Genomic DNA, 12,987 nt, shown 5'->3' with positions numbered 1-12,987 from the left:
CCCTCTTGATGCATGTCAATCTGACCAGCCTGGGAAAAGGCCGGCTTGTTCCCCAACCGGACGGCCGCCTCAATTTGACATGCATCAATCCACACTGGGTCGCCTGTTCTAGTATTTTCAACAGGCATTTTCCTGTCACTCAAGGGAGTTAACCATGTCCGCGGCCACCGACCCGACGTTTGAAATGATCCGCAGCGGCCACCAGGCGGCGCTGCGCGCAATGATCCTGATGGAGGAAGCCCGCCAGGCCATGCTGAAGCTGCAAGTGAAGGCTCTGGAAGACGACATCAAGGGCGGCCAGCGCATGCTCGCGGCCATGTCGGCTGCGCCCGACTGGAACGCGTTTCACGGCATACCGACCAAGATGCTCGCAGAGCAGATCGAACGCAATGCGGAATTCTCGCGCGCGGCAGGAAAGCTTTCCGTCGAAGCGGCATCTGGCTTTCTTGAACACCTTCGCGCCGGCACGGAACATTGGGCCGAGTCCCAGCGCAATGCACTTGGCGCAGGTGGCGGCTTTATCCCGCCGCTGACCGAGTTCAGAGGCATCTTCGATAACGTCAGCCAGATCATGACGTGGCCCCTTGGGCAAGCAAGCCGCCAGCCGGCGACAACTGCAGCCGGGAGCTGACGCGGTGCCCGCACAAAGGGTGGCCCTGGTAACCGGGGGAATGGGCGGACTCGGGGAAGCCATTGCCATCCGCTTGCTGGCCGATGGCATGCAGGTGATCGTTACCCATTCCGAACACAATGACCATGTTGCCAGTTGGCTCGAACGTCAGCAGGAAGCGGGCCGCGAGTTCCTGGCGTTTCCGGTGGACGTGGCGAACTTCGAGTCATGCCAGAGATGCGCCTCCCGGGCACTGGCCGAAGCCGGCCAGGTCGACGTGCTCGTGAACAACGCGGGCATCACGCGCGACAAGACCCTGCGGCATATGGACAAGGCTGACTGGGATGCGGTGCTTCGCACCGATCTCGATTCCGTGTTCAACATGACGCGGCCACTATGCGACGGCATGGTTGCGCGCGGTTGGGGTCGGATCATCAACATCTCGTCGGTGAACGGATCCAAGGGCGCTTTTGGGCAGACCAACTATGCGGCGGCAAAAGCCGGCATGCATGGCTTTACCAAGGCGTTGGCGCTCGAACTAGCCAGCAAGGGCGTCACGGTGAACACCGTCTCGCCGGGCTACCTTGCGACTCGCATGGTGACCAGCATGCCGGCCGACATTCTCGATAAGCATGTACTTCCCCAGATTCCGATGGGCCGGCTCGGCAGACCGGAAGAAGTGGCAGCGCTGATTTCTTACCTGAGCTCAACGGAGAGTGCCTTTGTCACTGGTGCAAACTTCCCGATCAATGGCGGACAGCACCTTCAATGAAACCCAAGGACGCGTTCCTGGCGACGATCGCCGCTGCAACAGTGGCAGAATGCCCGCCGGTTTCGGATGAGCCGGCATACCGGGACTTCGACCGGCAGGTCCGCGCAGCACTGGCACGCGCCACCGGCGGTATATCGCTGATTTCGCTCGGCCTGGCGGCCGCGGACTGGCTGATCCAGTGTGCAATTGCGCCGGGCAAGGTCTCCAACGCGGCGGCCGAGGCAGGACGCCAGTGCCTGGCGGATGCCGTGCGCTGGCTGCCGTTCGCCGATTCGCCACCCGCCATTGCAACGACCGATTCGCGCTTCGCGGACAACGGCTGGGAGGCCTGGCCATTCCGTTGCTGGCGCGACAGCTTCCTTCGCAATGAGGCACTCTGGCAGTCGTTGACCAGCGGAGTAAGCGGCTTGTCGCGCCACCACGAACGTGTGACCGCATTCTGCGTGCGCCAGTGGATAGACATGTGCTCGCCGGGCAATATTCCGTGGATGAACCCCGCGGTCATTCGCGAAGCGCAGCGCACATCGGGCATGAATTTTATCGAGGGCATGCGGCACTGGGCCGAAGACTTCGCCGACATGGTCGGCAACCTGCCAGGTGCAGCCGCCCGGCCGCCGGCGCTGGCCTACCTGCCGGGGAAGGATGTCGCGGTCACGCCTGGCAAGATCGTGTTCCGGAACCCGCTGTTCGAACTGATCCAGTACACGCCCACTACCGCGCAGGTGTGGCGGGAACCCGTGCTGATCGTGCCGTCATGGATCATGAAGTACTACATCCTCGATCTGCAGCCGCACGACTCGCTGGTCCGTTACCTTGTCAGCCGCGGCCACACGGTCTTCATGATTTCATGGAAGAACCCGGGCGCAGAGGCGCGTGACCGCGGCTTGCACGACTATCTGCATGACGGCATCCTTGCCGCCGTTTACGCGGCGCAGGCACATTGCGACGGCGCGAACATCCACGTGGCCGGATACTGCCTGGGCGGCACGCTGCTGGCGATGTGCGCGGCGAAGCTCGCGCGCGATGCCGACGGTGAACCGCTGGCGACGATCACGCTGTTCGCCACCGAGACCGATTTCTCCGAGCCCGGCGAACTCGGCCTGTTCATCGACAAGAGCGCCGTAGACACGCTGGATGCCCTGATGTGGAGCCAGGGCTATCTGGATGGGCCCCAGATGACCTCGGCGTTCCAGGTGCTCAACGCCCGCGACCTGGTCTGGTCGCGCATGATGAGCGAGTACCTGCTGGGACAGCGGCTGCGCGCCAACGACCTCATCTCGTGGAACCGGGATTCCACCCGCCTGCCCTACCGCCTGCATTCGGAATGCCTGCACAAGCTGTTCCTGTCGAATGAACTCGCCGAAGGAAAGCTCTGTGTCGGGGGTGGCCCTGTTGCGCTGTCGGACCTGAACCGGCCGATCTTCATGGTCGGCACGGAGCACGACCACGTATCGCCGTGGCGCTCGGTCTACAAGCTTCATCTGCTCGCACGGACGGACCTGACGTTCGTGCTCACGTCGGGGGGCCACAACGCGGGCATCGTTTCCGAACCCGACCATCCGCGGCGGCGGTTCCGGATCACGACGCGCGCGCCCGGCGAGCCGTACCGCAGTCCGGAACGGTTCCTTGCCGAGGCAGAGCGCCACGCTGGCTCGTGGTGGCCCGCATGGAGCAACTGGCTTGCCCGTGCGTCGTCCGAGCAGTGCCGCGCCCGCGATCCGGCCCCGCATGCCCTGTGCAATGCCCCGGGCGAGTATGTGCACGAGCGCTGACAGCCAGTGCCAGCGGCTGAACTGGCTGCAGCGTTCGGTTCAGTCCAGACGATAAGTCTTTCTGTACTCCGGCATCGTCACCTGCCATCCCAGCCCGCGCTCCACGCGCTGGCGCATGGCATCGCTGGCGTCCGGTTCCCCATGCACGATGAATACGCGCCGGGGCGGCGCCTGGAACCCGTTGAGCCACGTCATCAGTTCGTTGGCATCGGCATGTGCCGACATACCATGGATCTGCTCGACCGCCGCGTGGATCGCGACGTCCTTCCCGTGGATGCGCAACTCGCGCTGCCCGCCCGCAAGTGCCGCGCCCCGCGTACCCGGTGCCTGGAAGCCGGATAGCAGAATGGTGCAGCGCGGGTCCCTGCCGAAGGTGGCAAGGTGGTGCACCACACGTCCGCCCGTCGCCATGCCACTGCCCGCCAAGATGATTTTCGGCGCGCGATCCTGGTTAAGCCAGACCGACTGCTCCATGCTCTGCACCGGAATCGGCAGTCCGCACGCGGCCGCGCATGCGGCCCGGTCGATGCGCAGTTCATCGGGATGCAGGGCAAAGATCTGCGTCGCGTCGATGGCCATCGGACTGTTGAGGTAGATCGGGATATCGGGCATGCGCCGTTCTTCGAGCAAGCGATGCAGGCAATACAGCAATGCCTGTGTGCGCCCGACCGCAAAGGCCGGAATGACCAGCGTGCCACCGCGGCCAAGCGTGTTGCCGACAACGCCGGCGATCGCATCGAGGGGATCTTCGTCCGGGTGAATGCGGTTGCCATAGGTGGACTCGACCAGCAGGCAATCGGCCTCGCGGATGAACTCGGGCGGCCGCATGACAATATCGTTCTGCCGGCCGAGGTCTCCCGAGAACACGATGCGCTGGCCTCCGGCATGCAGCGTCACCGCAGCGGCGCCGATGATGTGCCCGGCATGGTGAAACTCGGCGTCAATGTCGGGCGTCAGCGAGAATCGCGTGCCGAAAGGCTTCGGTTCCAGGCGGCGCAGCGCGCGCCCTGCGTCTGCGCTGGTATAGAGCGGCAAAGCGGGCCGGTGGCGCGAGAAGCCTTTCCGATTCGCATACTCGGCGTCCTCCTCCGCCAGTGCCGCGCTGTCCGGCAACAGGATGCCGCAAAGCTGCGCGGTGCCCATGGTGCAGAATACGGTCCCGCGGAAGCCGTTGCGCACCAGCAGTGGCAGATAGCCGCTGTGGTCGATATGCGCATGGGTCAGGATCACGGCATCCAGGGTGGCCGGGTCAACCGGCAACGGATCCCAGTTCCGCAATCGCAATGACTTGAAGCCTTGGAACAGACCGCAGTCAACCATGACGCGGCTGTGGCCGGTGTCGAGTATGTATTTCGAGCCTGTGACGGAATCCGTGGCCCCCAGGAATTGCAGTTCCATGCTTGACTCCTGATCAATGAGACAGCAGCAGCGGGACCGGGCACGCGTGCATCAGGGTTCGGGTCGTGCCGCCAAGTATCAGTTCGCGCACACGCGAGTGCCCATAGCCGCCGGCAACGAGCATCCCGGCACCGAGCACGGACACGGTTTCAAGCACCACGGTGGCGACATCTCCCGAAGTCTGCTCCGTACGCACGGCGGCAATGACGCCATGTCGCCTCAGGTACTGGCGCAAGCCCGCCACCGGTTCACTGTTGGCATCGGGGCTTCCCTTCTCGTCCCAGACGGCAAGAATCGTTACCCTGGCCGCACAAAGCAGCAACGGCATGGCGTCGGCCACGGCGCGTGCCGCTTCACGGCTGCCATCCCATGCGATGACCATGTGCACGCCATGCAGTGGCATGGGACGAGGCGGCACCAGCAGAACCGGCCGGCCGGCATTCAGCAGCACATACTCCGCGGTTCGCTGCATCGTGCTGTCTCCGGCAGGCAGCAAGCCGCCAATGACGATGATGTCGGCAACGCGCCCTTCCTGCGCCAGCACCCAACCGAGCTCGTCCTCGACAACATGGTGCGTAAATGGCGTACCGTATGCCGTCTGGCTGACGGTTTCACCGAGCAGCTCGCCGGACGCCGCCGTTTGCGCCAGGCGCCTGCGGCGCGCGCGTTCCGCGAAAGTTGCTGCGTCCTCTCCGGCGCGAAAAAGCGGATCCATTCGTATGCCGGTGGCACTGACCCCGACCACGTGCCCGCCAAACCGCGCGGCGAGCTCCGCTGCCATCCGCACCCGCGCTTCGCAGCCGTCATCTGTGCCAAGCGCGACCAGTACTGTTCTGTAGTCCATCTGCCCCCCTCCCAGGAATCGACCACCCGAACTATCCGGCGAATCTCGCGGACAGCGCGCAGGACCGCCAGTGCCCGGTGCCGCCGCAAGCGCACACGGCCTGCACCGATATCGGAACCGACGCCCGCGGCGTGGGCGGCCGCAAGAAATTGGGTACCGACGTGCAGGCACAACTGGACATCACGGCGCCCCACATCACCAAGTGCCGGACAGTCACCTGTAACCGCGCGAATGAATGAACGTTCAGGGCCATGTTGATCCCCATTAATCCGTCAATGCGACAGCAGCACCGGCACGGTCATCGACTCGAGGAGCGTACGTGTTACGCCGCCGAGCACCAGCTCGCGCATCCGGCCGTGCCCGTAGGCACCCGTGACGATCAGGTCCGAGCCCTGATCCGCGGCAAACGACAGCAGCATTTGCCCTATATCGTCACCGTCAGCCGCAGTGAGGTCGTGGAGCGTGGCCTGCACCTGATGCCGGGCCAGCCATTCGATCGCATAGCGCGGCGGCGAGAGCCATGGATTGAGCGCCAGGTCCAGCTGGTTCCAGGCGACAACGTCGACGGTCTGCGCACGCCGCAGGAATGGCAGCGCATCATGAATGGCTCGCGCGGCCTCGCGGCTTCCGTTCCATGCGACGAGGATGTTCTTCCCCGGATGCGGAAACACCCCCGCATAGGGCACGACCAGCACCGGGCGACCGCATTGCAGCACCACCGACTCGACGAAGTGATGCCCAGCGAAGGCATCCTTGTCGGCAGGATTGTGCTGCCCCAGTACCAGCAGGTCCGCCGTGTGGGCCTGCGCAACCACGCTGTCGGCCGCAGCCCCCTCCGGCGCATGCCATTCTGTCGGGATCAGCAGTTCGTCCGTCGCGCCAAAGAATGCATGGCGTGCCACTTCGCCGATGTGCTTATGCCATTCCCGATAGGAGTCAAGGTAGCGGTCCCCATCGACCAGATAGCGAATGGAACTGGGATCCGCATGGCCCATCGCGAACAGTCCAATCAGCGTTGCGTGAAAGTCCTGCGCCAGCCGGACAGCGATGTGCAGCCGCTGGTGCGTGCGGCGGCTGGCATCCAGGTGAACCAGGATGGTGGCATATTCCATGGCAATCTCCGTTGCACGGTGTGATACATCAGCATCTGCAATGTAGGTCGCAGCGCATCCGCGCAGTTGTCGCACGTCAAGGCTCGCGATGGTGGCCGCCAAGGATGCCCAGCCCGCGTCCGGCTTGATAAGCATCAAGTCCTGCTGTGTCGTGGCATCTAGCCTTCAGGTATCGGACTCCGCCGCACGCGGAGCGGCCCGGATCCATCGCAGTTGAGCAGGTTGCCGCCATGAGCCAGATTCTCTTTCCCGATTCCGTACCGGCTTATTGCGCGGCAGGTCCCAGCTTGCAGTGCCCGGCACAGATCGACGGCGCCGCCGCCACCTTCGAGATCACGGCGGAGGCGCTGGAAGACCATTTCGGGGCACGGTCGTATCTCTATGAAGATCTGGCTTCCGCCTTTTCGTCTCATCGCAAGGCCATCGAGAACGTCGCCCGTAGCATGTTCGAGATGACGGGCGCACATAGCATCGTCCTGCATAGTGGCCATTTCCGGTTTTCCGCCTAGTGCGAGTGCTGGCTCGCCGATCGCCATGCCTATCGAACTGCAACGGTCACCACGTGCGCACGCGGGAAGCTCCGACAATTCGCGGGCGGTCCCCGGCACTCCTGCCGAACAGGATCTCGCGCATGCCGCTGCCCCGGCCGTGCCCGGGCGAGGCGCCTTGAAACGGGCATTCACTGTGCTGGCCCGCCGGTCGGCACTGATTCTGCTGTGTCTGGCAACTTGCCGTGCGGCTAACGGTGCAGGACCTTCGGCGGCCTCGATCCCATTGCCGGCAAGATATGCGCAACAGGTGGCACGGATCGGGCATGAGGGCAGCATGGATCGAGCAGGCCGCGTCGCGAGTGAAGCGCAGATGCCCGTTGGCGTCGGCGCCTGCGCCGCGCTCAAGCGGCAGCATGCGGCGCGTCAGCCCGCGCCGGCCCCGGACGATTCCGATGCCGCAACGCGCCATGCCTATGCGTCGGCCACGAATGCCAACGGCGTCGCCTACTTCAGTGGCAGCGCGGATCCGGCGCAGGCCATCGACATGCGAGACATCGCCGGCCTCTACAATCTCTGCCTGGTTTTCGCCGGCAAGCAACGGGCATGGATCGCCGGGGTGAAAGCGAATATCTACAGCGCCAATGGCACGCTCGTATTCCAGACGTATGCCGACGGCCCATTCCTAATGCTCCGGCTAACCCCCGGTCGCTATCGCCTGGTCGCCGAATACGATGGCAGCGTGGTTGACACCGTCCTCCGGGTGCCGAGGCATGGCGCCGCTGCGCGCATGCTGTGGTGGCCCGACCTGGCCAGCCTGGTAGTTTGAATGCGCCGTGACTTCATTGCGAAGCCAGGTCCCGGTGCGGAATGCCAATCGTCATCATGGATGACGCAAGGCCGTTCCGGACATCACGGTCCTGTGCTTCGCTGATCGGAGGAAACCACTCTGATCGACGCGAAAAGCCGGATCCCCGATCTCATTCCTGCCGGGATCCCACTTGCGGCAAATCGAGGCGAGTCGTCGCGCATGGGTGGAACCAGATTCGAATGGGAAAGGGATCCATCAAGGCAGAGACAGCGCATCGACTTTGAATGACTCGTGACCGCCCAAGGAATTCAGAAAACAAATTGCGCTGATGGAGTCCGCCGCCCGGGACAGGAGCAATTCGCCAACGGAGACATCTGACCCGCTCGCGCAAGTCTCGACTTCGACGCCCGCACCATCCGTCCACGTATGGCAATGCCGTTGTCGGCGTCGTGCTGATTGGCGAACTCAACGACGGCACGGCCGGACTGATTGCCATTAAAGACCGCGGAGGTATTGCGATCATTCCGGCCCCCTTGGAAGCTGCTTCGCCGTCCATGCCTCGCAGTGCGCTCGCACACGTGAAAGGGGACTACTGTTGCAAACTCGATGAAATGGCAGAGCTCTTCATGCACCTGGCGGCCGACCATCCTGTGCCGCGAGACTGCGGCCTCGATGAACTCATGGCGATCGAATGCCGCATCGCCGCGAACGTTCCGGGCAGCGAAGACTGGCGGCGGCAGCGAGAACTGAGTGCTCCGACTGACCTCAACTGTCCAGCCTGCCAGTGCGTACTCTAACAATTGCAGGACAAGGGATTGCCGCGGTTTCGGTGCGGCGCGGGACATGCCTTTCGCCAGGCTCATGTGTCCCTGCGTGTGCGCCAGGCGGCGCGAGCATTATGTGCAGACACTAAAGACCGGTGGCACGCAGCACCGAGCGCCTACGAGCGGGGACGTCAAGCTCCTAATGAGTCATGTCGCGCGAAGCCACTTGCCTTTATTTCATCTTTCTAATAAAGTGGAAATATGGAAGAACAAGACATTGTCCGTTCCCTGGCCGCCCTGGCACACAACCTCCGCCTGCAAGTCTTCCGGATGCTGGTGGTTGCGGGTCCGGCAGGTTTGACCCCCGGGGTCATCGCCGAACAGCTCGACGTGCCGGGCACCACGCTGTCGTTCCACCTGAAGGAGCTAATGCACGCGCACCTGGTGACGCCGCAGCGTGAGGGCCGAAATCTGATCTATCGGGCGGAGTTCGATCAGATGAATGCGCTGCTGGGCTTCCTCACGGCCAACTGTTGTCAGGGCGGGCCCTGCCTTGATGTGAGCGAAATCTCCTGCAAATGCTGACGGAAACTGCCATGAAGCGATTTCACATTCACCTCCACGTCGACGACCTGAACAAGAGCATTGCCTTCTACTCGAGGCTCTTCGCGGCTGAGCCGACGCGAGTGGAGAGCGACTATGCGAAGTGGATGCTGGAAGATCCGCGCATCAATTTCGCAATCTCGACACGAGGGGATCACGCAGGCGTAGACCATCTCGGGTTCCAGGTGGATGACGCTGCCGAGCTGGTCGAGCTGAAAGCACGCGCCGAAGCAGCCGACATGGCCGTGCTCGACGAAGGCGCGACGACCTGCTGCTACGCGCGCAGTGACAAACACTGGATCACCGACCCGCAAGGGATTGCATGGGAGCACTTCCATTCGCTCGCCAACATCCCCGTTTTCAGCGAAAGCAAGCAGGACGAGTCAACCGCGACGAACTCCGCCTGCTGTCCACCCCGCGCGCCGCGTGGCAAGGCACTCGGCATTGCCGTGAAATCTGACACTTCTTGCTGCTAGGAGCGCAACCGTAACGAAAAGAGCCTACAACGTCCTGTCCATCTGCAGGCAGCTCGGCCCACTCGATTCGTGCCGAGGGCCTGCTGAACCATCTCGGACAAGGCCGCTTCAGGGGCTTTTCGGCTGGTAGCCACCCGAGCGGGGGCGTGAACCGTCTCTTGAAGCTGACGGTCTCCTTGAAGTCCGCCGCGCTGCCGATCCGACGCAGATCCGCCCATATCCCCTTGTGGTACGACACGACATTGCGATCCGTCCATGGCGTGGTCACGTTGCCCATAACGCCGTTGTAGTGGGCAAACTGCGATATCTCGAGGGCTTCTGCCGAGCTCATGCCATGAGCCTTGGAGAGCCGGGCGGCCAGCTACTTGAACAACAGCGCCAGTCCTGATTCGCTCGATCAATGAGTTGCCATCCCAATGACCGATGGTGTTTGAGGATTCAACTGGTCGATGCAACACACTTCTATGGGGCATTGAGAGTCAAGCCCTTGGCTGGTCTTTTTCTATAGGCAGTCGTCTCCATTTGAGAGGGCAGCAGTTATCGGCCAGGAGTCAAGATGTCGTCCGTCATGAACTCGGATAAGGCAGGCACTTCAACAGGATTGAGGTCGGAGTGTACTTTTCGTGCCACGGTTGGCTCCCTCAGTCAGACCGGCTCAGCGACAACGACGTTCTCGATGTGACCCACGCCGTCGATCTCGACGCGCATCACGTCGCCGACGCGCAGGAAACGCGACGGCTTGTGGGCAACGCCGACGCCTGACGGTGTGCCCGTCGCGAGGACATCGCCGGCTTCGAGTGTCATCACTGTCGACAGATAAGCGATCTGTTGCCAGATGTTGTAGATCATCTCCCCAGTGTTGACCTCCTGGCGGCATTCGCCGTTCACGATCATGCGCAGCCGCAGCGCATGCGGATCGGCGATTTCGTCAGGCGTGACAAGCCACGGGCCGAAGGGGCCATGCGTGTTGAACGACTTGCCGAGCATGATGGTCGGTGAGCGCATCTGCCAGTCGCGCACTGAAACGTCGTTGCAGATGACATAGCCCGCGACGACTGACGCCGCGTCCTCCTCCGACACGTGACGGCAGCGGCGGCCGATAACGACACCAAGCTCCGCTTCGTAATCGAGCTTGTCGGACACTTTCGGCATCTGCACCGGGTCGAACGGCCCATTTACGCACGACACCTGCTTGCTGAACCAGACCTGGCTGTCTGGCACCTGGATGCCGGCAGCGACGGCTTCTTCGACATGACGGCGATAGTTCATGCCGATCGCAAGAAACTTTGACGGGTTCGGCACGGGAGCGTCGAGTCGCACATCTGCGAGCGGGTAGGTGACGGCGTCAGCGATACGCAGGTCGCGCGCGCGCTGCATGGGCGCGCGGCCGCCTTGGAGGAACTCCAGCATGGTACGAGGCAGACTGCAATCGCTCGCGGGCAGATCGATGATCTGTTGACCTTCGATCTTACCAATGGATTGATATCCGCGGAATTGGAATGTGGCGAGCTTCATAGTGGTTCATCTGAAAAAAGGCAAAGGATGGCAAGGGATCGCGTGCGCTAACGCGCATGCCCTAACGATCCTTCGTTGACGCGTCAGGTACTCGCTCCACGCTTTCGAAGAGCACCACGGGTGAGTCGTGGTCATGGCGCTTTGCGCGCCGATTAATCTCAACAATCTCCGAAACTCTTTACTCGAAACAGATTGTTTCCATTAGTCCAGGGTCATCTTCCCGGTCGAGAATTCAATTCGCAGGTCAAGGCGGCCTTCGTTGACGAGCCATGGGCGGACTGTGAATGAGCGGGCGCCGCACTGATGCATAGGATCCGCTGCGGCTAGTTCGCGCGCCTGCTCCGTAGAGGACGCGCGAATCACGAACATTCCCTCGCCGTCCCAAAACTTTTCGTCGTCGGTCCAATGAGGGCCGGCGGCAACCAGAATGCCCTCTCGTTCGATTTTTCGCTGATGCTCAAGATGAACCGGCACGTTTTCCATAACGGGGCCGATACCATTCGTCGGCTTCGAAAAAACGACGTAAAACTGCTTCTGGAGCATGCCCTTGCTGGCTTCAAGAACCTGCTCACGGGTAACTCGTGTGGCTTCCATCATCGTCTCCAATTCAAATAGCGATTTAAAATCTTGAAATGCCTCGCTTCAAACTACAACTCCGTGTTCCTCGTGAAGTAATCCGGGACATCGGGTCCCCACAGAAGCAGGGAGTCCTCGGGAGGAAAGTCGCCGGATGACCACGACACGCCAGCCGTCACGTAATCGATGTCGGCCGAATATTCACAAAAGGAACCCCACGGATCCATGACATAGTGAAAATAGTTCGACCCGAGCACGTGACGCCCGGTACCCCATCCACGACGATAGCCCGCTGCAGCCATTTGTGCTGCGCCCTCGCCCACGTCATCAATGCCAGCGACATCCCAGGCCACGTGGTGCCACCCCTTCCCCCCGCTCTTGACGAAAGCTACGAGATGGTGATCGCAACCGTGTACGGCGTGCATGAATGCAACGCGGTCCATGGATCTATCGGAGAGCCGCAGCCCGATCGAGCGCTCATAGAAGTCGACCGCGCGCAGTGTGTCCGGAGTAAACAGCAACACATGGCTCATCCGTCTCGGCCGTACCACGCGAGCATGCGACCGGGGATGAGAACCTCGGCGGTCAGCTGCGACGTCCACTCGCCCGAAGGGCTCTTTTCGCGACGCAGTTACCTTGGGCCCCGTGTTGACGTGAATTAGGTTGCCGTCGGGATCTTCGAACCACAGCCCGTCTGCCGTGTGGTGTCGCCCATCGGTCAGCGCGGCCACGTCGACATTGAATCGCCCTCCCGCCTCCCGCACCTGTCGTTCAATTTTTCCGAGGTCATCGGCAAAGCAGCTAAAGCTGAGGTACGACAATGATTTTCTCGATGCCGGAAGAATTCTCGCCCAGCGATGGCCGTCGAGCGCCCTTAACTCGAGCTCGGTACTGCGATCTTTAGTTACCTCGCTGACCGCTAACCCGAAGGCTGTAAAAAATTCCCGCGCGTCGCGAATTGACGGAACGTTGAGCGCAAAATGATCGACTGAATGAATCGCGGCACGTGCGTCGGGTTCTCCATTATCCATAGTCACCTCTATTGGTTCCTGCATACTTAACGAAGGCGTTTCACAAAGTGGAGGTCGAGACCCGATAACGGCGCGCCTGCTTCATGCATTGCACTGCGCTCGGCAATGGAGCCCAGGTCGATGGCGACGACGCCAACGCTGTTAATCACCTTCTGTACCAAATGACGTCCGAATACCTTTGTCACGGTCCCGGCACCTATAAAACCGATGTTCAT

General features: G+C 62.0%; 15 protein-coding genes and 1 pseudogene. 9 read left to right on the top strand and 7 right to left on the bottom strand.

The features are described from left to right. The first annotated feature begins 154 nt into the window (after positions 1-154). From ACIGJG_RS05755 to ACIGJG_RS05745, 3 genes are read left to right on the top strand one after another with little or no spacing between them, the layout of a single operon-like run. Positions 155-631 (top strand): hypothetical protein, encoded by a 477-nt coding sequence (locus tag ACIGJG_RS05755; protein ID WP_483672866.1) that lies wholly within the window; start codon positions 155-157, stop codon positions 629-631. Between the two features lie 40 nt (positions 632-671). Next, positions 672-1,382, top strand: a complete 711-nt coding sequence (gene phbB / locus ACIGJG_RS05750; protein ID WP_483673054.1) for an acetoacetyl-CoA reductase — start codon at positions 672-674, stop codon at positions 1,380-1,382. After that, complete coding sequence (locus tag ACIGJG_RS05745) at positions 1,379-3,154, top strand: PHA/PHB synthase family protein (RefSeq protein ID WP_140951914.1); 1,776 nt, start codon at positions 1,379-1,381, stop codon at positions 3,152-3,154. The genes phbB and ACIGJG_RS05745 overlap by 4 nt, the downstream gene beginning before the upstream one ends. A 39-nt stretch (positions 3,155-3,193) precedes the next feature. On the opposite strand, the gene ACIGJG_RS05740 is transcribed toward ACIGJG_RS05745, so the two are convergent. The 3 genes from ACIGJG_RS05740 to ACIGJG_RS05730 all read right to left on the bottom strand — a co-directional run bounded on the left by ACIGJG_RS05740 (position 3,194) and on the right by ACIGJG_RS05730 (position 6,508). Further along, positions 3,194-4,552 (bottom strand): MBL fold metallo-hydrolase RNA specificity domain-containing protein, encoded by a 1,359-nt coding sequence (locus ACIGJG_RS05740; RefSeq protein ID WP_140951912.1) that lies wholly within the window; start codon positions 4,550-4,552, stop codon positions 3,194-3,196. 13 nt (positions 4,553-4,565) lie between these two features. Continuing rightward, entirely contained in the window at positions 4,566-5,396 is an 831-nt protein-coding gene (locus ACIGJG_RS05735) for a universal stress protein (protein ID WP_011297323.1), read from the bottom strand. A gap of 272 nt (positions 5,397-5,668) precedes the next feature. Then, complete coding sequence (locus ACIGJG_RS05730) at positions 5,669-6,508, bottom strand: universal stress protein (RefSeq protein ID WP_140953525.1); 840 nt, start codon at positions 6,506-6,508, stop codon at positions 5,669-5,671. A gap of 230 nt (positions 6,509-6,738) precedes the next feature. Between ACIGJG_RS05730 and ACIGJG_RS05725 the strand changes: the two genes are divergently transcribed. The 6 genes and pseudogenes from ACIGJG_RS05725 to ACIGJG_RS05700 form a co-directional block, all read left to right on the top strand. Then, complete coding sequence (locus tag ACIGJG_RS05725) at positions 6,739-7,017, top strand: DUF1488 family protein (RefSeq protein ID WP_011297321.1); 279 nt, start codon at positions 6,739-6,741, stop codon at positions 7,015-7,017. A gap of 25 nt (positions 7,018-7,042) precedes the next feature. Further along, on the top strand, positions 7,043-7,825 hold the full coding sequence (locus tag ACIGJG_RS05720; protein ID WP_258234456.1) for a hypothetical protein: 783 nt from the start codon (positions 7,043-7,045) through the stop codon (positions 7,823-7,825). A 431-nt stretch (positions 7,826-8,256) separates the two neighbouring features. Further along, positions 8,257-8,604: a chemotaxis protein CheB gene (locus ACIGJG_RS05715; RefSeq protein ID WP_483672864.1), complete on the top strand. Its 348-nt coding sequence runs from the start codon at positions 8,257-8,259 to the stop codon at positions 8,602-8,604. Positions 8,605-8,832: 228 nt separating this feature from the next. Continuing rightward, on the top strand, positions 8,833-9,156 hold the full coding sequence (locus tag ACIGJG_RS05710; protein WP_011297319.1) for an ArsR/SmtB family transcription factor: 324 nt from the start codon (positions 8,833-8,835) through the stop codon (positions 9,154-9,156). Between the two features lie 11 nt (positions 9,157-9,167). Further along, positions 9,168-9,650, top strand: a complete 483-nt coding sequence (locus tag ACIGJG_RS05705; RefSeq protein WP_041679538.1) for an ArsI/CadI family heavy metal resistance metalloenzyme — start codon at positions 9,168-9,170, stop codon at positions 9,648-9,650. Next, positions 9,631-9,823: pseudogene (locus ACIGJG_RS05700) on the top strand (hypothetical protein); the annotation flags it as partial. The gene ACIGJG_RS05705 and the pseudogene ACIGJG_RS05700, both read left to right, overlap by 20 nt. Before the next feature lie 472 nt (positions 9,824-10,295). Here the strand turns inward: ACIGJG_RS05700 and ACIGJG_RS05695 are convergent. The 4 genes from ACIGJG_RS05695 to ACIGJG_RS05680 all read right to left on the bottom strand — a co-directional run bounded on the left by ACIGJG_RS05695 (position 10,296) and on the right by ACIGJG_RS05680 (position 12,987). Continuing rightward, a complete protein-coding gene (locus ACIGJG_RS05695) occupies positions 10,296-11,165 on the bottom strand; it encodes a fumarylacetoacetate hydrolase family protein (RefSeq protein ID WP_011297317.1) in 870 nt (289 codons plus the stop codon). Positions 11,166-11,366: 201 nt separating this feature from the next. Then, on the bottom strand, positions 11,367-11,762 hold the full coding sequence (locus ACIGJG_RS05690) for a YciI family protein (RefSeq protein WP_207206577.1): 396 nt from the start codon (positions 11,760-11,762) through the stop codon (positions 11,367-11,369). A gap of 50 nt (positions 11,763-11,812) precedes the next feature. Then, the gene (locus tag ACIGJG_RS05685; RefSeq protein WP_041679537.1) at positions 11,813-12,772 is read right to left on the bottom strand and encodes a VOC family protein; all 960 of its coding nucleotides are present in this window, start codon (positions 12,770-12,772) and stop codon (positions 11,813-11,815) included. 26 nt (positions 12,773-12,798) lie between these two features. Next, positions 12,799-12,987 carry a hypothetical protein gene (locus tag ACIGJG_RS05680; RefSeq protein WP_041679536.1) on the bottom strand — a complete coding sequence of 63 codons (189 nt, stop codon included), beginning with the start codon at positions 12,985-12,987 and terminating at the stop codon, positions 12,799-12,801.

It is taken from the genome of Cupriavidus sp. C1SS-2L (genome assembly GCF_057073735.1).
This window is presented reverse-complemented; position numbering and strand designations above follow the sequence as displayed.

Coding starts and splice junctions, on each gene's coding strand:
- ACIGJG_RS05755 (WP_483672866.1), top strand. CDS start 155: ATGTCCGCGGCCACCGACCCGACGTTTGAAATGATCCGCAGCGGCCAC.
- phbB (WP_483673054.1), top strand. CDS start 672: ATGGGCGGACTCGGGGAAGCCATTGCCATCCGCTTGCTGGCCGATGGC.
- ACIGJG_RS05745 (WP_140951914.1), top strand. CDS start 1,379: ATGAAACCCAAGGACGCGTTCCTGGCGACGATCGCCGCTGCAACAGTG.
- ACIGJG_RS05740 (WP_140951912.1), bottom strand. CDS start 4,552: ATGGAACTGCAATTCCTGGGGGCCACGGATTCCGTCACAGGCTCGAAA.
- ACIGJG_RS05735 (WP_011297323.1), bottom strand. CDS start 5,396: ATGGACTACAGAACAGTACTGGTCGCGCTTGGCACAGATGACGGCTGC.
- ACIGJG_RS05730 (WP_140953525.1), bottom strand. CDS start 6,508: ATGGAATATGCCACCATCCTGGTTCACCTGGATGCCAGCCGCCGCACG.
- ACIGJG_RS05725 (WP_011297321.1), top strand. CDS start 6,739: ATGAGCCAGATTCTCTTTCCCGATTCCGTACCGGCTTATTGCGCGGCA.
- ACIGJG_RS05720 (WP_258234456.1), top strand. CDS start 7,043: ATGCCTATCGAACTGCAACGGTCACCACGTGCGCACGCGGGAAGCTCC.
- ACIGJG_RS05710 (WP_011297319.1), top strand. CDS start 8,833: ATGGAAGAACAAGACATTGTCCGTTCCCTGGCCGCCCTGGCACACAAC.
- ACIGJG_RS05705 (WP_041679538.1), top strand. CDS start 9,168: ATGAAGCGATTTCACATTCACCTCCACGTCGACGACCTGAACAAGAGC.
- ACIGJG_RS05695 (WP_011297317.1), bottom strand. CDS start 11,165: ATGAAGCTCGCCACATTCCAATTCCGCGGATATCAATCCATTGGTAAG.
- ACIGJG_RS05690 (WP_207206577.1), bottom strand. CDS start 11,762: ATGATGGAAGCCACACGAGTTACCCGTGAGCAGGTTCTTGAAGCCAGC.
- ACIGJG_RS05685 (WP_041679537.1), bottom strand. CDS start 12,772: ATGGATAATGGAGAACCCGACGCACGTGCCGCGATTCATTCAGTCGAT.
- ACIGJG_RS05680 (WP_041679536.1), bottom strand. CDS start 12,987: ATGAACATCGGTTTTATAGGTGCCGGGACCGTGACAAAGGTATTCGGA.